General features: G+C 36.9%; 21 protein-coding genes. 12 read left to right on the top strand and 9 right to left on the bottom strand.

The genetic code is table 11. The features are described from left to right. Positions 1-57: 57 nt before the first annotated feature. Positions 58-534 (bottom strand): FxsA family protein, encoded by a 477-nt coding sequence (locus IE155_RS16425; RefSeq protein ID WP_189379343.1) that lies wholly within the window; start codon positions 532-534, stop codon positions 58-60. A gap of 159 nt (positions 535-693) precedes the next feature. On the opposite strand from IE155_RS16425, the gene cutA reads away from it, so the two are divergent. Both cutA and IE155_RS16435 read left to right on the top strand, forming a co-directional pair. Continuing rightward, entirely contained in the window at positions 694-1,005 is a 312-nt protein-coding gene (cutA, locus tag IE155_RS16430; RefSeq protein ID WP_189379344.1) for a divalent-cation tolerance protein CutA, read from the top strand. Between the two features lie 5 nt (positions 1,006-1,010). Beyond that, the gene (locus IE155_RS16435; RefSeq protein WP_189379345.1) at positions 1,011-2,864 is read left to right on the top strand and encodes a protein-disulfide reductase DsbD; all 1,854 of its coding nucleotides are present in this window, start codon (positions 1,011-1,013) and stop codon (positions 2,862-2,864) included. A gap of 57 nt (positions 2,865-2,921) precedes the next feature. Here IE155_RS16435 and IE155_RS16440 read toward each other — a convergent pair whose 3' ends face one another. The 3 genes from IE155_RS16440 to IE155_RS16450 are packed head-to-tail and all read right to left on the bottom strand — an operon-like array spanning position 2,922 to position 6,959. Further along, on the bottom strand, positions 2,922-5,360 hold the full coding sequence (locus IE155_RS16440) for a putative bifunctional diguanylate cyclase/phosphodiesterase (protein WP_189379346.1): 2,439 nt from the start codon (positions 5,358-5,360) through the stop codon (positions 2,922-2,924). 2 nt (positions 5,361-5,362) lie between these two features. After that, entirely contained in the window at positions 5,363-6,508 is a 1,146-nt protein-coding gene (locus IE155_RS16445; RefSeq protein ID WP_189379347.1) for a hypothetical protein, read from the bottom strand. A 58-nt stretch (positions 6,509-6,566) separates the two neighbouring features. Then, positions 6,567-6,959, bottom strand: coding sequence for a type 2 periplasmic-binding domain-containing protein (locus tag IE155_RS16450; RefSeq protein ID WP_189379348.1), 393 nt, complete (start codon positions 6,957-6,959; stop codon positions 6,567-6,569). A gap of 381 nt (positions 6,960-7,340) precedes the next feature. Between IE155_RS16450 and aroQ the strand changes: the two genes are divergently transcribed. The 4 genes from aroQ (at position 7,341) to IE155_RS16470 (ending at position 9,960) form a co-directional block, all read left to right on the top strand. Beyond that, entirely contained in the window at positions 7,341-7,808 is a 468-nt protein-coding gene (aroQ, locus tag IE155_RS16455) for a type II 3-dehydroquinate dehydratase (protein WP_189379349.1), read from the top strand. A 63-nt stretch (positions 7,809-7,871) separates the two neighbouring features. Continuing rightward, positions 7,872-8,324 (top strand): acetyl-CoA carboxylase biotin carboxyl carrier protein, encoded by a 453-nt coding sequence (gene accB, locus IE155_RS16460; RefSeq protein WP_189379350.1) that lies wholly within the window; start codon positions 7,872-7,874, stop codon positions 8,322-8,324. A gap of 24 nt (positions 8,325-8,348) precedes the next feature. After that, positions 8,349-9,695 (top strand): acetyl-CoA carboxylase biotin carboxylase subunit, encoded by a 1,347-nt coding sequence (gene accC / locus IE155_RS16465; protein WP_189379351.1) that lies wholly within the window; start codon positions 8,349-8,351, stop codon positions 9,693-9,695. Between the two features lie 97 nt (positions 9,696-9,792). Next, positions 9,793-9,960 carry an oxidoreductase-like domain-containing protein gene (locus tag IE155_RS16470; RefSeq protein WP_189379352.1) on the top strand — a complete coding sequence of 56 codons (168 nt, stop codon included), beginning with the start codon at positions 9,793-9,795 and terminating at the stop codon, positions 9,958-9,960. A 23-nt stretch (positions 9,961-9,983) separates the two neighbouring features. On the opposite strand, the gene elbB is transcribed toward IE155_RS16470, so the two are convergent. Then, a complete protein-coding gene (gene elbB / locus IE155_RS16475) occupies positions 9,984-10,637 on the bottom strand; it encodes an isoprenoid biosynthesis glyoxalase ElbB (protein ID WP_189379353.1) in 654 nt (217 codons plus the stop codon). A gap of 51 nt (positions 10,638-10,688) precedes the next feature. Beyond that, positions 10,689-12,131 (bottom strand): aminotransferase-like domain-containing protein, encoded by a 1,443-nt coding sequence (locus tag IE155_RS16480; RefSeq protein WP_189379354.1) that lies wholly within the window; start codon positions 12,129-12,131, stop codon positions 10,689-10,691. Between the two features lie 102 nt (positions 12,132-12,233). Between IE155_RS16480 and IE155_RS16485 the strand changes: the two genes are divergently transcribed. Then, a complete protein-coding gene (locus IE155_RS16485) occupies positions 12,234-13,154 on the top strand; it encodes a DMT family transporter (protein WP_189379355.1) in 921 nt (306 codons plus the stop codon). A 237-nt stretch (positions 13,155-13,391) separates the two neighbouring features. Here the strand turns inward: IE155_RS16485 and IE155_RS16490 are convergent, their stop codons facing one another. Then, a complete protein-coding gene (locus IE155_RS16490) occupies positions 13,392-15,818 on the bottom strand; it encodes a zinc-dependent metalloprotease (protein WP_189379356.1) in 2,427 nt (808 codons plus the stop codon). 196 nt (positions 15,819-16,014) lie between these two features. On the opposite strand from IE155_RS16490, the gene IE155_RS16495 reads away from it, so the two are divergent. From IE155_RS16495 to IE155_RS16510, 4 genes are all read left to right on the top strand, one after another. Next, on the top strand, positions 16,015-16,983 hold the full coding sequence (locus tag IE155_RS16495; protein WP_189379357.1) for a class 1 fructose-bisphosphatase: 969 nt from the start codon (positions 16,015-16,017) through the stop codon (positions 16,981-16,983). Positions 16,984-17,190: 207 nt separating this feature from the next. Further along, complete coding sequence (locus IE155_RS16500) at positions 17,191-17,718, top strand: GbsR/MarR family transcriptional regulator (RefSeq protein ID WP_308433839.1); 528 nt, start codon at positions 17,191-17,193, stop codon at positions 17,716-17,718. 189 nt (positions 17,719-17,907) lie between these two features. Continuing rightward, entirely contained in the window at positions 17,908-18,828 is a 921-nt protein-coding gene (locus tag IE155_RS16505) for a manganese-dependent inorganic pyrophosphatase (protein WP_189379359.1), read from the top strand. A gap of 99 nt (positions 18,829-18,927) precedes the next feature. Beyond that, positions 18,928-19,467, top strand: coding sequence for a GNAT family N-acetyltransferase (locus IE155_RS16510; protein ID WP_189379360.1), 540 nt, complete (start codon positions 18,928-18,930; stop codon positions 19,465-19,467). 92 nt (positions 19,468-19,559) lie between these two features. Here the strand turns inward: IE155_RS16510 and IE155_RS16515 are convergent, their stop codons facing one another. Then, positions 19,560-22,259: a M14 family metallopeptidase gene (locus IE155_RS16515; RefSeq protein ID WP_189379361.1), complete on the bottom strand. Its 2,700-nt coding sequence runs from the start codon at positions 22,257-22,259 to the stop codon at positions 19,560-19,562. A 212-nt stretch (positions 22,260-22,471) separates the two neighbouring features. Here IE155_RS16515 and IE155_RS16520 point away from each other — a divergent pair, with 212 nt between their 5' ends. After that, positions 22,472-24,415 carry a DNA topoisomerase III gene (locus tag IE155_RS16520; protein ID WP_189379362.1) on the top strand — a complete coding sequence of 648 codons (1,944 nt, stop codon included), beginning with the start codon at positions 22,472-22,474 and terminating at the stop codon, positions 24,413-24,415. On the opposite strand, the gene IE155_RS16525 is transcribed toward IE155_RS16520, so the two are convergent. Further along, a complete protein-coding gene (locus IE155_RS16525; protein WP_189379363.1) occupies positions 24,416-24,823 on the bottom strand; it encodes an ACT domain-containing protein in 408 nt (135 codons plus the stop codon). Positions 24,824-24,837 lie beyond the last annotated feature (14 nt).

Consider the following 24,837-nt stretch of genomic DNA (forward strand, 5'->3'; position numbering starts at 1 on the left):
TCTATGTTTCAAAGATGGGGATTGTTTAAAACTTCACAAGTCCTTTTCTAATTTTTTTTACTCTTTTCTTTCATATTCACCATCAATTGTTTTCCCTTGATGGTGGTTAATATGCTGTTCTTCTGTGGGATCTACAAATGATGAATGATGATAGTCAGCAGTACTAGCAGCTACGCTATTTATCACCATATGTTTTTGCACTTTTTTGACGATACCTTGGCGAATAGGCGGTAATAACAGTAGCAAACCGACAATATCAGTAACAAAACCTGGAGTGACTAATACAACACCAGCGACAAGTAGCAATAAGCCTTCAACAATTTCATCCGATGGCATTTCTCCTTGCGCCATTTTATTTTGTACCGATTGTAATGTTGCTAGGCCTTGCTGCTTTACATATTTGGCACCCAACCATGCGGTAATAATTACAATAGCAATGGTTGGCCATAAACCAAACCATGCCCCCACTTGCATTAAGACTGATATTTCAATAATAGGAATAAGTATAAATAAGAGAAATAACACTCTAAACATAAATATGGCTCATCAATTTGGTATGAAATATATATGGGGGGTTATCGGTCTATTTCAAGTAAGTACTTTTATACAAGTAAAGTTTACTAATATATGTCGTTTAACGTATCCTAGGCTTATAGATTTATGGCTTAAGTAAGCGTTAAGGCATTTAAGATAATGTTTCAACTTATATTGTGTACCTGTCCTGACGAACAAACAGCAAAGAAAATTGCTACTTGTTTAGTTGAAGAAAAGCTCGCCGCATGTGTAACGATGTTACCTAATGTAACATCTGTCTATCGTTGGCAAGATGGTATTGAATGTGAAAATGAAGTACAAATGATAATAAAAACGAATAAAGACAAATTTAATTTATTAGCCGAACGTATTAATTCTTTGCATCCATATGACATTCCTGAAATTGTTGCGGTGAATATACACCAAGGCAATTTGCAGTATTTAAATTGGATAAACGAGTCATTAAAATAAACCCTATGAAAAATATATTTTTACTGTGTATTAGTCTGCTAATTAGCAGTTATCTCCCTTTACAGGTTAACGCCCAGCAATCAATTTTCGATACTTCATCAAGTGCCTTATTTTCAAATGAAGATGAATTTCTAAAATCAGAACAAGCCTTTCAGTTTAGTTTTTATCAAGCGGGTAATAAACTCAACGTCAGTTTTGCAATCACTGATGGTTATTACCTTTATAAAGAAAAATTTAAATTTACAGCTGAAAATAGTGAGTTTGAGCCTCCCGTATTACCTCAAGGGATAGAGCACGAAGATGAATTTTTCGGTGTGCAAGATATATATACTCAAGATATTGCTTTTGTTATTGATCTAACCCATGTAGGTGATGCCGGAAGCATTTCAATGAGATATCAAGGTTGTGCATTTAAAGGTCTTTGTTACCCTCCTGAAATACAAAAAATAGACTTAACAGCATTAACAAGTGAAGGCACAAATACAGATATTCTAAGCGCATTAAACGCAAACGCCGATGCTGAAACTCATATTAACGATACAAATACACGAGAAAACTCAAATACACTTAGCGACTCCTCGGGTAGTGAGCAATATCAACTTGCCAATATGCTGCAAGGCGATAACTTAACTTTAACATTAATTGCCTTTTTTATTGGGGGATTATTATTAGCTTTTACACCTTGTGTATTTCCAATGTACCCCATTTTAACAGGAATAATTGTTGGACAAGGCGATCAGCTTTCAAATAAAAAAGCCTTTAAATTATCCTTTATTTATGTGCAGGGTATGGCTATTACATATACGGCACTGGGTATTGTTGTTGCTTTAGCTGGCGCGCAATTTCAAGCGATGTTTCAACACCCTGCAGTATTAATTACATTGAGTATTGTCTTTGTTTTATTAGCTCTGTCCATGTTTGGAGCATACAATCTTGCGCTACCTAGTAGTTGGCAAAATAAACTAAACAACCTCAGCAATAAACAAAAAGGTGGCTCTTCGTTTGGTGTCTTTGTAATGGGTGTAATTTCAGGGCTCGTTGCATCCCCCTGTACTACTGCGCCATTAACGGGGGCATTACTTTATATTTCTCAGTCGGGTGATGTTGTTTTAGGTGCGTCGGCACTCTACGCATTAAGTTTAGGGATGGGAATACCATTACTTATATTAGGTAGTTCTGGCGGAAAATTATTACCCAAAGCGGGTAACTGGATGACAATAATCAAAAATATTTTTGGTTTACTGTTACTATCCGTTCCCATTTTCTTACTTGAGCGATTAATTGACGAGAGTATAGTTCAGTTATTATGGGCTGCTTTACTAATTGCTTCAGGTTGCTATTTCTATTTAGCTAACCATAACACTAAAGTAAATTTTTACTTCATTCTTCGTAGTCTCGTTATTTTTGCGTTACTTTTCTATGGCGTACAAAAAGCTATTAATGTTGTTAGCCCTGCCCCTGTATCGCAAAACATAGCAACAACTCATAATCGTTTTATTGATATAGCGAATTTAGAAGAGCTAGATACAGCAATAATGAATGCAAACTCACAAAATCAAACTGTAATGGTTGACTTGTATGCAGACTGGTGTGTTGCCTGTAAAGAGTTTGAAGAATATACATTCCCTGATCAGGCAGTCATATCTGCACTTAGCAATACGGTATTAATACGCATTGACTTAACTGATACCGGTAGCTCTGAAAGTAAAGCACTAATGAAAAAATACGATGTATTTGGTTTACCATCTATTTTGTTTTTTGACTTACAGGGTCAAGAATTAACACGAGATAGGGTAACGGGCTTTATGCAAGCAGCCCCTTTTGCAGAGCATATAAATAGACTATTCAACGAAAAATAAAAAAGTAAACAATATAAATCAGAAGAACAACCTGAAATAAACGATTTAACACCAAGGCTAATTATAAGCCTTGGTTTTCCAGTACCCATCAACAATTTGGCTATCTAAGAAGCTAAATATCTCGCCTTCAGGCACAGGTTTAGAAAAATAATAACCTTGAATAATATCACACTGACTTTCGGTTAAGCTGCGCAATTGAGCGCTACTTTCAACACCTTCGGCCACAACGATTAAACCTAAATTTTTTACCATCGCAATAGTGGACATAATGATTTGATAGTCTGCATGATTTTCTAACATTCCGAAGACAAAGCTTTTATCAATTTTAATGACATCAACCGGCATACGTTTCAAATAAGCTAAAGATGAATACCCCGTACCAAAATCATCAATGGCAAATGTAAAGCCTAACTCTTTAAGATTATTCATTGTCGAAATAGCTCTTTCTATATCTGTCACTAACGTTTGCTCTGTTAATTCTAATTCAAAGCCACTTGCAGGCACCGCAAACTCATCAAGAAGAGAAATAAGATACTTAGGTAAGTTAATATCAATAAACTGGCCTGCAGATAAATTTATTGCAATACGCACATCGGTATAGCCTTTTATTCTCAAATCTTTACTTATCTCAAAACATTGACGGATGACCCAATACCCTAATTCAACCATATGTTCAGATTTTTCTAAAATAGGAATAAAGTCATCAGGTGAAACCATGCCGCGTTCTGGATGGTGCCAACGCAATAAAGCTTCAAGCCCATAAAGTTTTTTTTCTTTTGCGGTTAACTGAGGCTGTAAGCTTAAACTAAATTGATTTTTAGATAGTGCCTGCCTTACTTCACTTTCCAACATCACACGCTGAGCAACACGTTGATACATTTCATCATGATATACATAATATTGTGAACCGCCCGCATCTTTTGCCTCATACATCGCAATGTCTGAATGACTAATGAGCTGTTCTGGTTTAATTGTTTCATCTTCCGTAAAAGCGATACCAATACTAGTTGAAACATAAAAGATGCTACTACTAATTTTAATGGGGGCTTTGAAGCGCTCTAATATCTCTTCCGCTACAGCAATAGCATCATCAACATCATCTACGTGACCTAAAATAACAACGAACTCATCACCACCAAAGCGACATGCCACATCAATATTTCGAATACTTAAGCGTACTCTATTTGCGGCTTCAATGAGTAATTTGTCACCTTCACCATGTCCGTGACTGTCGTTAACCTTTTTAAAGTCATCTAAATCAAGAAACAATACGGCTACTCCTCGTTGAAAACGAGCAATATTTGCCACTACTTTTCTTAATTGGTAATTCAACATATTGCGATTAGGCAGACCAGTAAGAATGTCGTACATTGCAATATTTTCAAGCTCTTTAGTTTTTTGCTCGACTTCTAAATTTAACTGCTCTAATTCATAACTTAATTCTGTAGCTGCACTTGTTACCACATCAAGTTCATCAGCAAAAAAACGCTGGGGTTTAAGTTTAATTCCTCTAAATTGTTCAAATTCTTTTAGAGCAAGTAGAGGTAAGGCACTCGACAGCGTTAATATTCGGTTGGTAAATGGACTAGCGACAAAGTAAACTAAAAATGCCAAAGTAAGGAAAATAAGCAACGCAGATAATAAAAACTGAAAACGATAATCGGTATAACCTTTTTTTAATTGCGTTACATCATCAATTAACGCAATAAAAAATTGCTTTTCTCCACCGGCATATAATGGCATTAAATTTACCAAATAGCTTTGTTGGTTACTTTCGAGTTGAGCGCCTTCACGTATTACCGTTGTAACAGGCGTGTTACTTTGTTTATGATTAATAAATAGAGATTGCAATAACAACGTATTAGAAGCGTTAACTTTCTCCACTTCGTTTAAAACCGCATTGAAATTATTTGGGAAATTAACAATAGCAACTTCACTTTTAATCGCATGGTTAATTGCATAAGTAATATCGACAAGCGACACTGTCATTGCCAAGTAAGCTACCTCCCCATCATAATTCAAAATAGGAAAAACAATCACTTGCTCGCAAACTTGTTCACAATAAATTTGATATAACGGTTGTTCTTGTGCCATCGCTCGAGTGATATAGCCAGCGACATATTCAGGTAATTGTTTGCTTTTAAAAAGCACACTGTTTTGCGACGTCATTAACCAAGCATTTGTAACATTTAAGTTAAATTGCATTGCATCAAATTGTCTTGCTAGCCCTTTAGATAGTTTTGTAAAATCTCTTTCGTCCTTAATATTAACCAAGTCGACAAAAGATTCTTGCCATAATCTAAATTTCTCTCGTGAAATATCACTATGTATTTTTAGTTGCGCCAAACCTTGTTTTAACGTATCAACTTGATAATCTTTAAACTCTTGGTTTAATCGTGAAAGTGACATCACTGAAATACCCGCACTAAGCAGCATCAACGCACTGATAACAAGAATTAATAATTTTGTTGGTACGCTAATAAATAGTTTTGTCATCATTAAAACCAATATGTCATTTGTAAAGTTGATATTTGCCAATATTCACTTTTATTAACCGTTGGATCGGGAATAACCACTGGCGTTAATCTAGCTGTGCCCTTTATCCAGTGCTGTTCTATTTGTAATTTTAAATGACTGCTAATATCTAAGCTAAGTCCTACTGTAAAATCACGTTGATAACCAAAATAATGGGGAATAGTTCCTGCGCTATTAGCTTCAAGCTTAGAACCATTTTTATCATTTTTATTCGCCCAGTAATGCTCATAGCGAGTAAGTATTTGTAGCTGCCCATTTAAACGATATTGACTTTGAACATATCCTCCTTGGCCAACTGATTTTTGATAAAAGCCTGTATACATAACATCATTTAATGCTATTTTTTCTTGTAATATCTCTGCACTTAGTGTCCATGCTTCGCCTTGATATTCGGCATTTGCATAATAACGGGTCAGCGCTAAACTGCCCTCAACAAAACTATCATTTTCACCCGCCTGATAAGTAAAGTCAGCATCAGTAGTAGCAATACCAAAGCGCCAATTGGAATAACTAGGGCTATAATAAAAACTCCCTTGAAAGTCATTATCGTGTGTTAAATCACCATCAGAAAATCGCCCCATAATAATACGTGTTTGCTCTCTTGATGTAGGTGATTGCCCACTACTAAGATTAATATCTAAATCTCCGAAACTTTCGCTACTATAGGTCGTTTTTATAGCTATTCCATCTCCGCCCACTGACATATCTCTCGTGGCATCAAAATACACTGATTGAGGCAATATGATACTTGGGCGTGCCATAGGTACATCACGAGTACTTGAATATAACCAATGGAAATTTTTGAAGCGCCCAAGGTATATATTTGTACTCCAATTTTGGTTATTAAAAACGCTCCAATTCAATAATAGGTAATCAATTCTGATCCCTTCATTGAAACGATTACCTCCATTTAAATACGCCGCTTGTCCAGCTACACGCAAGGTATTACTTAATTGATAAGATGCATTGATGCCAAGTTCAGTTAACTCGGGAGATATATTATTTTCATCACTAACGAAGTCGCTACCATCTACCGCGATAACCCCCTGAGAAATAAAACCATGTATATTAAGGCCTGTATTAGGCGCATCTTCGGCTAACGCGCACATGCTTAAATAACCAAAACTTCCGACAAGGCATATCTGAAGGAGAGGTCGTTTTCTCTTATTATTTGGTAATAGTGATAACATTAATCTCTTCTTCCTTAGTTACATTTTCAATATAGCCTATTGCACCAGGGGTGCTTTTAACTGCTAACAATAATTCTGTGGATGTGTTGACTATGGTTGGGGCAACACCTAACCCGGAAAATGTTAATTTATTCCATATAAGATCGAGTTGATAAGGGAATATTTTTAATGTTTGTTTACAAAAATCTTGATGCTGCTTGAACTCAGAAGGTAAAACAAAAACTACGATGGGTGTGCCATTTTCCCATTTAATTTGACGCATAGAATAAATACGTCGTAATTGAGACGTAGTCAGACTATTAACTTTTACTGATGGATGAGTAATAACTTCAACGGCTTGAACACTTAAGGAACAGACACAAAAAGACATGAAAGTTATTATTAAAATAGTACGTATGATAACGATTTCCTTATCAAATGAATTAAACCAGCGAGTTGCACTAATTAAATCCCAATGTGGTCAATAAAAAATATCTATTAAATTTCAGACAGATAAATACATTTATTCTGTAATAAAGTGTAGACAATAGTTTGAAAATCTCCAACTTTTTTCAATTATTTGTATATTTCTTTTACCCTTTTTTTTTACGTCAACAGATTAGACCACTATTTTGCTGCTAATTTCTATGAAAAGTCTATAATATGCAGGAAATATTGATAATCTGCATATTTTGAACATCTTGGTTTTCAACAAGAGTTTTTTATGTAATGATTATGAAAATAATGAATTTTAATAGCTTTATTGGCGAATATGACAACTAAATTTAACGTTTTATTACTAAATGGCCCTAATTTAAACATGTTAGGTAAACGTGAACCTAATGTATATGGAGCTCAAACGCTACACGATATAGTAGAAAACTTGTCAGTTAAAGCTAACGAGAGCGGATTAACGTTAACTCATCAACAATCTAATGCTGAATCTGAATTAATTAATTCGATTCATCAAGCTTATGAAAAAGTTGATTTTATTATCATAAATCCTGCTGCTTATACACATACAAGTGTTGCACTAAGAGATGCCCTATTATCGGTAAATATTCCTTTTATTGAAGTACATTTATCGAATGTGCACGCTAGGGAGCCTTTTAGGCACCATTCTTATTTATCAGATATTGCTATAGGGGTTATCTGCGGTTTTGGCGCTAAAGGTTATGAATATGCCTTATTAGCCGCTAAGCAATACTTAATTGAACAAAACAACATAATGAATGATTAGTCATGTTATTTACTTTCCTTAGCAAACTAATCAATACAAATTTAATACAATGAAAGGTGTATCATGGATATTCGAAAAATAAAAAAACTAATTGAGCTTGTAGAAGAGTCTGGAATCAATGAATTAGAAATTTCAGAAGGTGAAGAGTCCGTACGCATTAGCCGCGGAGGCTCTGTAGCACCAGCTCCTGCTATGCAACAGCAATATGCTCCAGCACCAGTTCAAGCTCCTGCTGCCGCAACAGCGCCAGTAGCAACAGAATCGGCTCCTGCTGCAATTACCGGTCACATTGTACGCTCACCTATGGTTGGAACTTTCTATTCAGCCGGCTCTCCAGATGCTCCAGCTTTTGTTGAAGTAGGCCAACATGTTAATGCTGGTGATACGCTATGTATCGTTGAAGCAATGAAAATGATGAATCAAATAGAGGCAGATAAGTCAGGCGTAATTAAAGAAATTTTAGCTCAAAATGAAGATGCTATCGAGTTTGACCAACCGCTATTCATCATTGAATAAGCCCAACACTAAAAGGGTCATTCTATGTTAGACAAAGTCGTTATCGCCAACCGAGGCGAAATTGCACTAAGAATATTACGTGCATGTAAAGAATTAGGTATTAAAACTGTCGCGGTTCACTCCACTGCTGACAGATCTTTAAAACATGTATTATTAGCTGATGAAACTATTTGTATTGGTAAGCCTTCAGCCACTGATAGCTACCTTAATATTCCAATGATAATCACAGCAGCAGAAGTAACTAATGCTGTTGCGATTCATCCTGGCTATGGCTTTTTAGCTGAAAATGCTGATTTTGCTGAGCAAGTAGAAAACTCTGGCTTTACTTTTATCGGGCCTAAAGCTGAAAGCATTCGTTTAATGGGTGATAAGGTTTCTGCAATTAAAGCAATGAAAGCTGCAGGCGTGCCGTGTGTGCCTGGTTCAGATGGTCCTCTAACCAGCGATGAAGCATTAAACCTTGCACATGCCAAACGCATTGGCTACCCAGTAATTATTAAAGCGTCTGGTGGTGGTGGTGGTCGTGGTATGCGTGTTGTTCGCGAAGAATCAGAACTCATTAACGCTATTCAATTGACTAAAGCCGAAGCGAGAGCCACTTTCAATAATGACATGGTTTATATGGAGAAGTTTCTTGAAAACCCTCGTCATGTTGAAATTCAAATCATGGCTGACGGTCAAGGTGGAGCAATACATTTAGGTGAACGTGACTGTTCTATGCAACGCCGTCATCAAAAGGTAGTTGAAGAAGCACCAGCTCCAGGTATTACCCCTAAAATGCGAGCTCAAATAGGTGAAAGATGCTGTCGTGCTTGTATTGAAATCGGTTATCGCGGCGCTGGAACATTTGAATTTCTCTATGAAAATGGTGAATTTTACTTTATCGAAATGAACACTCGTATTCAGGTTGAACACCCAGTAACAGAAATGGTAACTGGTGTCGATTTAATTAAAGAGCAGTTACGTGTAGCAGCAGGGCAACCTTTATCTTACACACAAGATGATATTAAAATTGCTGGCCATTCTATCGAGTGTCGAATTAATGCCGAAGATCCTCGTACTTTTATACCATCACCCGGGACTATCACTCGTTTTCACCCTCCTGGTGGCTTAGGTGTGCGTTGGGATTCTCATATTTATGCTGATTATTCTGTGCCTCCTCATTATGATTCTATGATTGGTAAATTAATTACTTATGGTGATAACCGTGATGTAGCAATTGCACGTATGCGTAATGCATTAAATGAATTAGTTATTGATGGTATTAAAACCAATATTGCCTTACATAAAGAAATTCTTAATGATAAAGGGTTTGTTAATGGCGGCGCCAATATACATTACCTAGAAAAGAAACTATCAGAAGCTGAATAATATTGTATCCCTAGTTATTCAAGTCTTCGCAAAAGCTCTGCACAAGCAGAGCTTTTTTATTTATAATAGCCTATTAATTAAATACCTAAGGATTTAAATGACTGAATTATTAGAAAAGCCCGAGCCACCTACCGAAAATGAATGTTGTGATAGCGCGTGCACACCATGCGTGTGGGATACTTACTACGCAGCAAGAAAAGCATGGCGTTTACAACAAGCAGAGTTAAAGGAACAACAAGAGAAATCAATACCAAATGATAAATGATCAGATAACACTTGTCCTCTCAACTAGCTCAGTTCAAGCACCTTTGTCACCAATTTATTAATACCCTGTGCCGCTTCACTGATACTTGTAGCGAGCATATAAGCAGGAGTTGTTACTAACTTCGACTTTTCATCAACAACAATATCGTCTACCGCACAGTTTTTATGCTTTAAACCTAATTGTGTTAATGCTTGCGCTACTCCTGCATCATTACCAATAGTGCCAACAATATGTTCACCATAAACAAAAGGTAACATTGCAGGTGCAATACACATATAACCGGCCGGTTTATTGGCATTTGCAAACGTTTTTGCCGCATTCAGCACTAACGGGTTTACCGTACAATTTTCGCCATTGATCGCAAAATCACATAAGTTCTTTGCGGCGCCGAAACCGCCGGGAAATATAATTGCATCAAATTCATCTACGCATAACTCTTCAATGTTTTCAACATCTCCACGAGATATACGTGCCGACTCTACTAGCACATTTCGAGTTTCATTTTCACTGACTTCACCTGTTAAATGGTTAATCACATGATACTGATTAATATTGGGTGCAAAACAACGATATTTCGCTCCCTGTTGATCAAGGGCTAGTAACGTTAACACCGCCTCATGGATTTCACTACCATCATAAACACCACAACCACTTAGTATAACCGCCACATTTTTCATTGATAACCTCCGCTTAATTTTATTTATATCTCACCGATTAAACACGGCTAATTAATTTGAATACTGATAAACTAACTTACCTAACTTTTCAATCGCTTGTTCCACATCGCTGCCCCATTTAACGCCGTAACTAATACGCATAAAGTTTTTAAACTGTCCAGAAGGAGAGAATATTTGACCAGGTGCAAAACTTACTCCTTGCTCTATTGCATGTTGAAAAAAATCGCTCGTATTAACATGAGAACGACATCTTACCCATAATACACTTCCACCTTTAGGCTGAGAAATTCGGACTTCGGCTGGAAAGTGTTCTGCAATTAATGCTCTAAGCCTTTCACAATTATAACGAAGATTTTTTCTTAAGACTAAAAGGTGACGGTCATATTCCCCACTCATAAGATAATCACTTAAAGTCCATTGAGGTAACATCGATGTTGAGCATGACTGAGCTCTTTTAATACGTTTCGCTTTCTCTTCAAATTTACCTGGAAGCAACCAACCAATACGATACCCAGGGGCAGCTGTTTTAGAAAAAGATGAGCAGGTCATCACCAAGCCTTTTTCAGAGTAGAGTTGAGCTGGCATAGGGCGTTTATCAGTAAAATATAAATCACTATAAACATCATCTTCAATTAATGGGATATTTCGTTGCTCCAATATATTCACTAATTGTTGTCGTTTTATTTCAGGCATAATAGAGCCAAGTGGATTATTTATAGCAGTAGAAAATAAGCAAGCACTTACTTTGTGTTGTTCTAATACACTTTCAAGGTCGCTAATACTAACGCCCTCCTCAGTACAAGTATAAACTTCTAGCGCTTTCATCCCAAGGCTGTCAATCAGTTCAATAATGCCGAAAAAACAAGGAGATTCTATTGCAATAACATCACCAGGTTTAGCCACACATTGTAAGGCGATTGATAAAGCTTCTTGTGCTCCACTGGTGATCAACATATTTTCATGACTAACATCAACACCAAGCTCTTGATAGCGTGTCGCTAAATTTAACCGTAATCTAACATCACCATTCACAGGACCATAGCTAACAGCTTTTTCAGCCACCTTAGTTAAAACTGATCGCATTAATCTCGCAAGTGTTTTGTCAGGTGGATGCGCTTGTACAGGGTTTGATATGCCTAATGCAACCGTGTCAGGAAGGTGAATAGCCGCATGAACTTGTTCAATAAGTTGTCGACAGGAAACTTCAGCAGGCGGATAACATGCCCAACTAGCCCGTCTAGGTAATAAATTTTTCGCTTGTTTGGCTTTTAAATAATAGCCTGACTGCGGCCGAGCAGAAATGAAACCTTGACGTTCAAGTTCTATATAAGCCTGCTTAACCGTTGGTACACTTATACCGAATTGACTACTTAGCTTTCTTAAACTTGGTAATTTATCTCCAGCTTTAAGCGCGCCACTTACTTCTTGCTTAACAATAAAATCGATCACTTGCTGATATAGATATTCTGACGATGTACGATCTAACAAACGCATAACTGTATAGGTTGTATTTTTATTTTTTTGTATATGTTATTACAACAAAAAGCACGTAAACTGTCCAACCATAAAACTCACATAAATTTATAAGCACCGCCCATGAACAATACTTTTTTATATATCATTACCGTGATTATATGGGGTAGTACTTGGATAGCTATTAACTACCAACTAGGTGATGTTCCAACAGAAGCCTCTTTGTGTTATCGGTTTGGATTAGCGGCAATTGTATTACTTGCTTTCTGCCGATGGAAAAATTATTCATTAAGCTTTAAAGCTAAAGCACATATACAGTTCGCCTGCTTCGGTTTGACCTTATTTGGTTGTAACTACTTTTTATTGTATTCCGCTCAAGAGCATATTAATTCAGCATTAACTTGTATTGGTTTTTCGTTGATTATGTTGTTTAACATTATTAATGCCAGTATTTGGTATAAAACCAAAATTAGCGGCCGTGTTTATCTAGGTGGAGCACTTGGTCTCATTGGTATAGTGACCTTATTTTGGCCAGAAATAAATAACACAACATTAGGTCGCGAGGCTTTGATTGGTTTTTCACTTTGTCTTGCGGGAACCTTATTTGCGTCTGTCGGTAATATGTTGTCAATACGTAATCAAAAGCTGAACTATGCCCTTGTGCCATCAATTGCTTGGGGAATGACTTATGGTGCTGTGTTTATGGCTATTCTTTTATTCATTCAAGGTAAAGAGTTTAGCTTCTCTTATACAACATCATATATTGTTTCATTAATTTATCTTTCGATCTTTGGCTCTGTTATTGCTTTTGGTAGTTATTTAACCTTACTTAATAATATTGGTGCACATAAAGCATCTTACGCAAGTATTATGTTTCCAGCAATCGCCGTGATAATTTCAACTTTCGTAGAAGATTTTAACTGGAGCAGTTATACCGTTGTTGGCTTGAGTTGCATTTTCATTGGTAATTTAGTTGTTCTTTCACCTGTTAATAAACGTAAAAAAACGTCTATTGAGCCCGTTGATGGTGCATGTATCACTTAATCTATCTAAGATGATTTATTACAGTTTTGTGCAACAACTTCCTTAAGTGATATTGCACTACGGCATAGTTATCCTTCCTTAACTATGCCGCTTTTCCTTACTTTATTATGTGCCTTTGCCCCATCAATTACTCTTATGATTTAAGAGGTGTTATTTGCCGACATAAATGCCGACAAATATACAGTGAATAGGCCTATTGTTACAAATTCAAACTTAAGTTCATAATAATTAGGCAGCTTAATTGCCGATAGGCGATCCTGGTGGCATCTTAACCTTTGATATAGGAGTAATTAACTTGCCTTGATTCAAACTGAAATTAATTTGATTAGACAATAGTTTAAATTGAGCAGCCATGGTTTTGTGTTTTTTCAAACGGCTTCTATCAGTCAACCAATGATTCAAATCACTTAAAGTCACAAACACTTCTGATCGAACTTCGCTGACTAAGTCAGTATCATGCCAAAGCGCTAATAATTGCTCGACTACCTGATTATTTACTCGTTGTTGCACTAACAAAGCCAAGCCTGATTGCGGGGAGTTTTTAAGCGTATTGTTAATTACCTGCTCAAAAAGATCAGCAATAGAAGGAATATCATTATCCATCACCGCCTGTTGTTGCAAACGCGCTAAACGTTCACCATTCAACATTAAAGAAAGTATTTGTTTTGCGTTAGCTTGTGCAGCAGATACTGGATCAAAAGTGATTCCTGTACTACCGTTAAAACTCTCTCTATTTCGACTATAGCCATAAGCTTTCGGTGGAATTAATTTTACAATATTATCAGGCAAAGTCAGTACATCTGGTGATAGACTCTTTAATAATGCTGCAATAGCTTGCCGTTGAACATCACCTTTTACCCAAGTCATCGTACTCTTCTTTTCGATCGTTCTCACTTGATATGTATAATCGACACCAGCAATTAATTTTGCTGCCGCTTCAACTTGATAACGATGAAAATTATAAATAGGCACTAAAACCTGTTCTAATTCAGATAACGGAGTGTTTACAGGGATACTATTTAAGCCAAAGTTAGCTAATGCTTTTTCTCGAATAGTTAGCATGCGCGTTAATTCTTGTGCTGCATTTTTACCATTATCCCATAAATGCCCTGTATTATGAGCACCAGACTGAGGTCTAGCATCAGGATCTGACACATAAAGCAAGCCTTTATCTTGAGCATTTTTTACTGTTGATGCCAAATATTCTTGTTCTTGATCAGCAGGAACATCCCCATAACCATAAGCAATTACATATTTATCCCAAACCCCAATTTTATCATCGTAAGCATTTGATAAATCAATCTCATCTTCCACCAACTGAATTAGTGGATGTGGATAATCCATCACAGAGGCACGATCATTAACACTTGCTGCAAAGTTATGTGCAATGCCTAATGTATGCCCAACTTCATGCGCTGATAATTGACGAATACGTGCTAATGCCATTTCTTTCATCTTGCTCGTATCAGTATTTTCGTTCGTAAATGGTGATGTTAACCCTAAAGCAATAAGATAATCTTGGCGTACACGTAAAGAGCCTAAAGTAACATGACCCTTAATAATTTCGCCAGATCTAGGATCAATAACCGAAGAACCATATGACCAACCTCTGGTCGCTCTATGTACCCATTGAATGACGTTATAACGTACATCCATTGGGTCAGCATCAGCTGGTAGTATTTTTACTTGAAAGGCATTTTTATAGCCAATGGCTTCAAAAGTTTGATCCCACCAGAGTGCGCCATCTATTAATGCGCTCTTTACTGGCTCTGGTACTCCTGCATCTAAATAATAAATAATAGGTTCAACCGCTTCGCTCATGGCAGCTTTAGGATCTTTTTTAGCTAATCGATGGCGGGGGATAAAACGCTTTATAATAGGCTCATCAATTGCGCTAGCATAGTCAGCATAGCTTTGAGACCAATAGCCACTATAAGGATGAAAATCTCTTCGTTTATAATCTTCATCCGGTAATTTAATTAATGAATGATGTAAATTAACGGTTACTGCTTTAGCATCAGGAGTTACACTACGTAAAAAATTTCCGGCGTCAGAACCTTTAAAAGTTACTGTTGACTCTAATTCTGTATTATTTGGAAAGGCTTTACTGCGCGGTGTATAAATAAAGCTTCGGCTTTGATCAATTGAATAATTACCTTGTTTTCTTCGCTTTAAACTATCAGCGACATTATGTATGTCGGAAAGTAAGAAAGGGGTATAGTCGATAATTACTTTTTGCTTATTCTCTTTTTTTGATTGACTCTCAATTGAAAACCCCCAAATAATTGAGCTTGCAAATGCTTCAGTCACTGATTTTTTTTCCAATGCGTTATCAGTATCCGCTCGATAATCAGTATTTAACTGCCTAAGTAAAACTTTATCACCAACCTTTTCGAAACGAACTAATCGTGTGTCACCCAACTGACCACGATCTAAACCTATATCATTTGAACCAATTCCTTGAGGTAAACTACTTTGAAAAAGAAACTCTTGATTAAACTTATCAATTTCTAAATAAACTTTTCCACTATTATTGTCTAAATAGAAAGAAAAGTAGCCTTGTTGAATTTTTTTATCCTTAATAAACTCAACATATTCACTGGAAGCCTGCACAGTAAAAATAATGCTAAATAACATTAACGATAAAAGCCGAATATATTTCATATAAATCCTTATTCTATTAAAAAGTCATATTTTCTACTGAATGCGAGCAGTTTATTGTTATAATAACCCTATAGTCGACTTTGAGAAAAGCGACATAATAATAAAAGGTTTTAAACGCACCCGCTGCTAGCAATTAAATAACGCTGGCAAAGCATAATATAAAATATACATTAACTAAAGTTAATTAGGTATCAACATGAAACGACTCGCGCCAGCGTTACGAGCAGATAATGTTCCTCTCGATTTAATCTCATTAATTAAAACCATACTTGCCGCTACCAAAGAAATATCTTTCCGTGTAAGCCAAGCACAACTAGGCGGTTTAATGGGGTCAACATTAGATGAAAATATTCAAGGTGAAGTACAAAAAAAACTAGATGTAGTAGCCAATGAATTATTTAAAGACATATTATTAGAGTCAGGCTTCGTTAAAGCAATTTCTTCTGAAGAAGAAGACACCTCAGTTGCCGGTGAAGATAACGGTAAGTTTATTGTCTCATTCGACCCTTTAGATGGCAGCTCAAATATTGATATTAATTCACTTATTGGCACTATTTTTTCGATTCACAGAGCCAAACCTGAATTAGATGCTGCAGATCCAAACCAATTTAAACAAGCGGGAACCGAACAGGTTTGTGCCGGTTATGTATTATATGGTCCTTCAACTATGTTAGTCATGACAACAGGAAAAGGTACACATTTTTACGTATTAGACCGTACGCATGGAGGCTTTTTATTAGTTGAACGTAATGTGCAAGTCCCCACTGAAACACAAGAATTTGCAGTAAATATGTCAAATCAACGCTTTTGGCACGAACCAATGCAAAATTATATTAGCGACTTGCTCGCTGGTGACACAGGGCCAAGAGGTAAGAACTTTAACATGCGCTGGATTGCCGCTATGGTGGGTGATATACATCGTGTATTAACTCGCGGTGGTATTTTTACCTACCCTGCCGATACTAAAGATGCTAATAAACCCTTTAAATTACGCTTAATGTATGAAGCAAATCCTATGAGTTTTCTTATTGAACAAGCTGGAGGTTTAGCCGTAACCAGTGAAGGACGTATTATGGATATTCAACCAACTGATATTCATCAACGTGTTGAAGTGATCATGGGCTCTAAAAACGAAGTTGAGCAATGTTTATCTTATTATAAATAAGTAATTTACCAATAACACAAACGTTAAAACCGTTAGTCGTTCACAATACAACTAACGGTTTTTTGTAAAATTAGCATTACCTATCTCCTCACTTAATTCAGATACAAATAAATAGTGCTGTTGTATTGACATAGATCAGTAAAGGCTTACACTTTTCAGCAATTTCTGAAAATTAAAAAATTTGAAAATAAAATGAAAGTAACTCCGATGCAGCAATCTTTAATTTCTCATTTTGGTGAAATGGGATCACGCTGGGGCTTAAATAGAACTTTGGGTCAAATGTACGCCTTAATTGTGCTAACAGAGGCTCCGCTAAATGCAGACCAAATTAGTGATGCTCTGTTAATTTCACGTTCAAATGTCAGTATGGGGTTAAAAGAATTAAAATCTTGGAATTTAATAAGGTTGCATCATATTCCAGGCGATCGAAAAGAATACTTTTCAGCACCTCAAGATATTTGGGAAATTGCTCGCACCCTAATTATCGAGCGTAGAAAACGAGAGCTTGATCCAACATTAACTACCTTTCGTAACGCGCTTCTAGAAAAGCCATCGAACAGTGCTGATGAATACACGCAACAACGTGTTCAAGATATGCATGACTTAATGGAAATGGTCACCATTTGGAGCACAGAGTTACAAAATATGTCATCAGAAAAATTATCTACTTTATTAAAGCTCGGTTCAGGTATTAGTAAAATTATTGATGCTAAAGAAAAATTCCTTAAAAAATAACGGAGTATAAGATCATACTTAATATTGCTGTTGGTTCAAAAGAATTAAGTTTTATGTTTTTCAGCCTATAATTTGCCTGACCTGTTGTATATAACCTAAATAAAAATAGCATAAAAAGAGAAGGTAATTTTTTACCTTCTCAATAACTTTTTGTTAGAATAACGGCAAATTAAGAGAGAGATACTTAACATGCCTAATTATGTTGTCGGACACAAAACCCCTGACTCAGATTCTATTTGCTCGGCGATTGCCCTTTCATACCTAAAAACAACATTAGGTGAAGAAACAGTCCCTGCTCGTTTAGGTGAATTATCACCTGAAACATTATTCATTCTAGATAAATTTGGATTTGAACAACCTGAATTAAAAACCAGTTATGCCGGCGAAAGCTTGTATATAGTGGATCATTCAGATCGCGTTCAAGGGCCTGATGATATCGATGATGCCACCATATTAGGAATTATCGACCATCACAAGCTTGGTGATATTACCACCTCAACTCCATTGGAAATTTGGGTACGCCCTGTTGGTTGTACTAACACCATTATAAAAATGATGTATGATTTTCATAATGTTGAAATTCCGAAAAATATTGCCGGTGCAATGATGTGTGCAATTTTAAGCGATACCGTTATCTTTAAATCGCCAACGTGTACCACTGCAGATATTAAGTGTGTTGAGGCATTAGCTGAAATAGCCGGTATTAGCGATCCAAAAGCATTGGGTATGGAAATGTTTAAAGTAAAATCAGCCGTGGAAGGCACACCAGTGCGTGACCTGGTACTTCGTGATTTTAAAGACTTTAACATGAATGGAAATTTACTGGGTATTGGTCAACTTGAAGTGATCGATTTAAGTATATTTGACGATATGAAAGCTGAGTTAGCAGCAGATATTGCTGAATTAAAAACTGAAGGTAACTACCATAGTGTTATTTTATTGCTTACAGATATTATGAAAGAAGGCTCAGAGTTTTTAGTCGTCAGTGATAACGACGACTTAACCGAAAAAGCTTATGGTAAAGCTACTGTAAACGGTAGTGTATGGATAGATGGCGTACTTTCACGTAAGAAACAAGTAGTGCCCCAATTGCAAGATTCGTTAGCATAAACTCAAGTCATAACAATTAAAAACCATCAACGAAAGCACTATATTTTATAGTGCTTTCGATCTACTCTATTATCACTTTCCACTAATTATACCTCTGACATGAAAATAGCTAACTCTGCGCGCTTATCGTATCGTCTAATGGATGAAAATAATGCTGAAGAATTATTTCAGCTCGATCAAGATCCTGCGGTAATGAAATTTATTAATGGGGGGACTCCATCTTCCCGAGAACAAGTTAAAACCGTTTTAATTCCAAGAATGCAAGCTTATCGAAATGCAGAAAAAGGCTGGGGCTTATGGCAAGTTAATGATACCGAAACAGGTGAATACCTTGGCTGGGTATTAGTACGCCCAATGTACTTTTTTTCAGATAACCCTGAAATTGATAATTTAGAGTTAGGCTGGCGATTTTTCCAATCGACTTGGGGAAAAGGTTATGCAAGTGAAGCCGCGCAGCATATCAAACAGCAGCTCAGTCATGACAAAACTATTAAAAGTTTTAGTGCTATTGCAGATGAAAATAACCTTGCTTCTGTCGGCGTAATGAAAAAGATAGGGATGAAATATATAAAAACCTACTTTCATACCGATCCACTTTTTGAATGTGATGTAGTGTATTATCAAATCGCTAATCATTAATTAGTTTAAATACAACGATGCCTCTCACTGCATTAATTAAAAATAAAGCCAGCATCAGCTGGCTTTAGTAATCGCCTATTTGGAGATGTTCATTATCGTAGCGGTGAAGCGTGAGCCGCCGATCTGAATAGAGTATTTAATAACATCACATTTAATCCCTCAAGATAAGCTCTGGTCGTAGGTTCTTGAGTAAAACTTATCACCATACCTTTTCCAGTAGGTTGATGAATTAAATAAGGCTTATAAGCTAATTGCTTCTTATTTTCTTCCCAAAGGTAGCCACTTGCTAATACTTTATCCGGACCAGCAAACCATGCCACATTTTTCCCAGACGCTAGCTTGATTGGCGTATAAATATCATTTCCGTAGGCGATTGCCGTTAAGTTTTTATGAACACCAGCAGTCAACCAATGCTCTTGATCCACTTCAATATTAGCTAATACACCCGCTACAAAGTCTGGTTTTTCTTTCAAATTTTCACTGGCATTGACTAAGTTGGCTTTTGATGTAAATAGTTGCCCATCTACCTCAGACTCTTCTTTAGCATCCTTCGTTGCTTGCTTTTTATCAGAGTCTTCTTTATACGCTCTTTCTCTTTGAACATCTAACAAGCCAATCGTATGATCCGCTGCAAACTTTGTCGCATTGCCAAATGTCACTAAAACGCCACCTCGTGTCACCCACTGTTTGATATTATCGGCACCCGCTTTGCCTAATGTCCCCATATAATTGCCTGAGGGAAGTATCAGTACTTGATAATTAGATAAATCTGCCGATTTAAGCATAGGTGTACGAATAGCCGTTACCGGATAGTTTAATTGACGCTCTATGACAAATCTTGAATTGCCTGCACTTAATGAGCTTACCGGTGCGTCCCAGGCCATCGCTATTTTAGGCGCTACCATTTGCGCTGTATTGTTACTACCAAAGCTCGGCCCTTCAGTAACCCAACTCGTATTTACCCCTAAAGCATGAGCCCCTGTTTGAGCGGCTATTTTTTCAACTTTAGTGGTTAAGTCATCGCTATTAGCACGTTTTTCAATAATTAAAGAACCTGCAGGAAATTTATGTTTACCATCTAAAACAAAAGCCTTATCTGCACTTTTTACAGAAATACCTTCTAATAAAGCAGCGGTTAAAAACCTACCCGCAGCCATATCTCCCCAGGCAACAACATATCCAACACTAGCGTCTATATTAGTTACATGCCCAATAAGAGGCTCATCAGCACTTACTGATTCTGCTGCTACTTTAATAGGTTTGCTGCAATGCTCGACATCAACATCAAACATTAACGGCAAAGACCAACCGGTTGTATCATATATTTCATCATTGAGTTTACGGCTACGACGACGTTCTTGTTCTTCAATAAACTGACTATCCATATCTACTTGTTTACTAAAGGTGGTGGTGACAAATCGTCCTTTAGGTTGTGCTGAGTCGATGAAGTAAGTACCTGCTTGATATTTTTGACCACAGCTAGTAAATGCTGCTTTTGCTCTAAACACATCAACATCATGTTCTGCCATTAACGTTGCAAGACGGTGTGTACCTGCTTTATTACGCTGGTTTGGCATAATATAGATACGATCTTTTTTATCTTTACCTGCAGCAATGGCACTAACTTGATAATCATAATAATCATTCAACAACTTTTCATGGTTTTCTGCCACCGCTTCCGCAGTAGAAACCGATGCAACAAAGTGACGATGAACAGTATTAAAATATGTTAATACTTCACCTGTATCTTTTTTAAATAGCTCTCCTCTTGATGAAGAAACTTCATACGTTGAGGCTGATGCACCATAAAATGTAGGCCAGCTATCACCATAACCTGGATAAAAAGCATCAAAAATTTCACGTGTGAAAAAATCAAAGCCTAAACGATCAAAGTGCTTACCATTATTTCGGCCAACAATTGAAATATTATCTATTTGAGTTTTAGTCATATGTGGATTAAAGGGTTGAGCTGCAGGAGAAAAGTAATAACTTTGATCCCCCCCCATTTCGTGCAAATCAATAACGACTAATGGACGATAATGATTCATCGCTTTAATTCGCCCCGCAGTTTCAGGTTGCGTAATAGCTAACCAGTCTCTATTCATATCAAATAAATAGTGATTTGAGCGACCACTTGGCCAAGGCTCATTATGCTCAGCACTTAAACGATCATCACTGTGTTGCATACCAACGGTTGCATAATAACGACTCGTAAATCGCGTACGACCATCGGGATTTTGTAATGGGTCAATAAATACAATAGTGTTGTTTAAAATCTTTTTATTTGTGGCTTCATTAGGGGCAGCAAGTAAATGATAAGCCATCATCATAGCGGCATCAGTACTACTTATTTCATTACCATGCACACCATAACCGAGCCATACAGACGCAGGTAATTGAGCAATTAAATTTTTTGCCTTTTTATTATCGGTTTTTCGAGGATCTGACAACTGCTGCATTTTTGCAGAAAAGTCATCAAGCGCTGCAATATTTTTACTGTTACCAATGGCTGCATATATAAGTTTTCGACCTTCCCATGTGCGACCATATTCAAATAACTTAATTTTTGTTGGCTCTGCTCTTTCTAAGGCTTCAAAATAACGCAGCATATCGTTGTAGTTAGAAATACGTTCACCAACATCATACCCCAAAACACCTTCAAACGTTGGGATAGCGGTATTGTACTGGGTACCCGGCCACATATTGTCTTTTGCTGAAGCTGCAAATGAATTAAACGAATAACACATCGTCAAAATCAAGGTGCAGATAATAGAATAATATTTAAATTTCATGGGATAAAAATTCCAAAGAAAACAAGTGCCGTTAAACTATCGCTAAGTTACTTTTTTATCAACAATAAAAGCTATCGATCTACTAAAATTAGTCAATATTGGCCATCAAGTAATATTTTTAACTGTATTGAATCCCCCTCCCCACATACAACTGGATATATTAACAGTATTAAATTACACTTGTTCGTAGTGTCATTTAACTTTCCTCAATCATGAATTTATATATCGCTGAAAAGCCCAGTTTAGGCCGCGCCATTGCTGATGCATTACCTAAGCCTCATAAAAAACAGCAGGGTTACATAGAAGTTGGCAACGGTGATGTAGTCACTTGGTGTATAGGTCATATCTTAGAACAAGTCGAGCCTGACGCTTACGATATAAAATTTAAAAAATGGCGGCTTGAACATCTCCCTATTATTCCACAGCAATGGCTACTTAAACCAAAATTTAAAACCAAAAGCCAGTTAGCTGTTATCCGTGCTTTAGTTAAAAAAGCGAGTCGATTAATTCATGCCGGTGATCCTGACCGCGAGGGGCAGTTACTAGTTGACGAAGTTATTGATTATCTTAAGGTAAGTGATGCCAAAAAGAAAAATACTCAACGCTTGTTAGTGAGTGACTTAAATGTTTCAGCGGTCAAAAGAGCGTTAACGCAGTTAAAATCAAATCAAGAATTTATTCCGCTTTCAGTGTCTGCATTAGCTCGTAGTCGTGCCGATTGGCTATATGGCATTAATTTAACTCGCGCTTATACCATTCAAGGTGGCAAAGTTGGCTACCAAGGCGTACTTTCTGTTGGTCGGGTACAAACGCCAATTTTAGGCTTAGTAGTTGCGCGTGATCTAGAAATACAAAACTTTGTCGCGAAGCCATTTTATCAAGTTAGTGCTGATATTATCACGCCAAATAGTGAAAAATTTAGCGCACTCTGGAAACCAAGCGAGGCATGCCAACCTTATATGGATGAAGAAGGCCGTGTAGTCGTTAAGAACTTAGCTGAAAATGTTATTGGCAGAATTACCGATCAACCCGCACTTGTTAACCAAGTAAAAAACGAAGATAAAAAGCAACAGCCGCCACTGCCGTTTAATTTGTCGGCTTTACAAATTGAAGCCGCAAAGCGCTTTTCAATGAATACGAAATTAGTGCTTGATGTCTGTCAGTCTCTTTACGAAAAACATAAGCTAATTACCTACCCTCGTTCAGATTGTCGTTATTTACCCAAAGAGCAACACAACCAAGCAACAACAGTTATTGCGCATATTGCTAATTCAGCTTCACCATTAGCCGAGGCAGCGAAAAATGCAGATGCGAAGTTAAAGAGCTTTGCTTGGAATGACAAAAAAATCACTGCCCATCATGCGATTATCCCTACTGAAAAATCAGCAGCTAATATCAATTTAAATAACTTTGAAAGTAATATTTATCAACTGATCACACGACAATATCTCGCTCAGTTTTACCCTGTTTATCGTTATGCTCATCGTAAAATATCGTTAACTATTGCGGGTGGACTTTTTACTGCCAGTGCTAATGTGCCTACTCAAATAGGTTGGAAATGTTTATTTAAATCAACCACAGTCAATACAAATAAGGTACAAGAAGGCGATGAACAAACAAACTTACCCAATGTACAACAAGGCGATACATTACATTGCTTGAAAGGTAATTTACTCGATAAACTCACCCAATGCCCTGCCGCTTTTACCGATGCTACCTTACTCGCGGCCATGACAGGTATTAATCGCTTTGTTACTGATAAAGCCTTAAAAGCAGTATTAAAAGACACCGATGGGTTAGGCACTGAAGCAACTCGTGCTGGTATTATCGATTTATTATTTAAGCGTGGTTACTTAAAACGCCAAGGCAAGAAGATACACGCCACCGATGTAGGTAAAGGCCTAATAAACGCACTACCTGAACAATGTACTAAGCCCGATATGACTGCGCACTGGGAAGCTACACTCAATGCGATAGGCGAAAGAAATGCCAGTTACCAAGAATTTATAACGCCCTTAAATAACACAATCACACAGTTAATTGCTAACGCATCAAGTCAATTACCCACCAGTTTACAAGGGCTCAAATCAACACAAAAACCTGCGTATAAAAAGCGTTGGAAAGCTAAGAAAAGCGCAAGTAATACGGCATTATAATTAAATGCCTAATCGAGCAAGATCATTCAATTCTGCTAACGCTTTATCGGCATCTTTTACCGCAATAAACACATGATCATGATAATAAGCGGCTATCACATTAGCACTAATATTTGCTTGTGTGAGCTTAGTTGCAACCGCAGCAGTTAAACCAACCGCATCAAAGCTTGAATGCACGTTTAACGTAATACAGTTAAAAACACCAGAATAGGCAATTTTCATTTCATCCGCTTGTATTTTATTGATAATAACGGTTAAGCCCTCTTTTTCTTTAAAGGTACTGATTGGTTGTAACTCAGTTAACTGTGTAAAATCGTAACTTTTAAGAGTGCCAAACACATAGTCAGTTTTATCTAACACCGGCGTCATTGATGCAATGAGCGTCGCTAAATCTTTTTCTCCAGACATTATTCTTTCCTCTT

The organism is Thalassotalea profundi (assembly GCF_014653195.1).
Classification (GTDB): Bacteria; Pseudomonadota; Gammaproteobacteria; order Enterobacterales; family Alteromonadaceae; genus Thalassotalea_B; species Thalassotalea_B profundi.

Coding starts and splice junctions, on each gene's coding strand:
- IE155_RS16490 (WP_189379356.1), bottom strand. CDS start 15,818: ATGAAATATATTCGGCTTTTATCGTTAATGTTATTTAGCATTATTTTT.
- IE155_RS16450 (WP_189379348.1), bottom strand. CDS start 6,959: ATGTCTTTTTGTGTCTGTTCCTTAAGTGTTCAAGCCGTTGAAGTTATT.
- cutA (WP_189379344.1), top strand. CDS start 694: ATGTTTCAACTTATATTGTGTACCTGTCCTGACGAACAAACAGCAAAG.
- IE155_RS16440 (WP_189379346.1), bottom strand. CDS start 5,360: ATGACAAAACTATTTATTAGCGTACCAACAAAATTATTAATTCTTGTT.
- IE155_RS16480 (WP_189379354.1), bottom strand. CDS start 12,131: ATGCGTTTGTTAGATCGTACATCGTCAGAATATCTATATCAGCAAGTG.
- IE155_RS16470 (WP_189379352.1), top strand. CDS start 9,793: ATGACTGAATTATTAGAAAAGCCCGAGCCACCTACCGAAAATGAATGT.
- IE155_RS16500 (WP_308433839.1), top strand. CDS start 17,191: ATGCAGCAATCTTTAATTTCTCATTTTGGTGAAATGGGATCACGCTGG.
- IE155_RS16445 (WP_189379347.1), bottom strand. CDS start 6,508: ATGTGCGCGTTAGCCGAAGATGCGCCTAATACAGGCCTTAATATACAT.
- IE155_RS16485 (WP_189379355.1), top strand. CDS start 12,234: ATGAACAATACTTTTTTATATATCATTACCGTGATTATATGGGGTAGT.
- IE155_RS16495 (WP_189379357.1), top strand. CDS start 16,015: ATGAAACGACTCGCGCCAGCGTTACGAGCAGATAATGTTCCTCTCGAT.
- elbB (WP_189379353.1), bottom strand. CDS start 10,637: ATGAAAAATGTGGCGGTTATACTAAGTGGTTGTGGTGTTTATGATGGT.
- IE155_RS16435 (WP_189379345.1), top strand. CDS start 1,011: ATGAAAAATATATTTTTACTGTGTATTAGTCTGCTAATTAGCAGTTAT.
- accB (WP_189379350.1), top strand. CDS start 7,872: ATGGATATTCGAAAAATAAAAAAACTAATTGAGCTTGTAGAAGAGTCT.
- IE155_RS16425 (WP_189379343.1), bottom strand. CDS start 534: ATGTTTAGAGTGTTATTTCTCTTATTTATACTTATTCCTATTATTGAA.
- aroQ (WP_189379349.1), top strand. CDS start 7,341: ATGACAACTAAATTTAACGTTTTATTACTAAATGGCCCTAATTTAAAC.
- IE155_RS16525 (WP_189379363.1), bottom strand. CDS start 24,823: ATGTCTGGAGAAAAAGATTTAGCGACGCTCATTGCATCAATGACGCCG.
- IE155_RS16510 (WP_189379360.1), top strand. CDS start 18,928: ATGAAAATAGCTAACTCTGCGCGCTTATCGTATCGTCTAATGGATGAA.
- IE155_RS16520 (WP_189379362.1), top strand. CDS start 22,472: ATGAATTTATATATCGCTGAAAAGCCCAGTTTAGGCCGCGCCATTGCT.
- IE155_RS16505 (WP_189379359.1), top strand. CDS start 17,908: ATGCCTAATTATGTTGTCGGACACAAAACCCCTGACTCAGATTCTATT.
- IE155_RS16515 (WP_189379361.1), bottom strand. CDS start 22,259: ATGAAATTTAAATATTATTCTATTATCTGCACCTTGATTTTGACGATG.
- accC (WP_189379351.1), top strand. CDS start 8,349: ATGTTAGACAAAGTCGTTATCGCCAACCGAGGCGAAATTGCACTAAGA.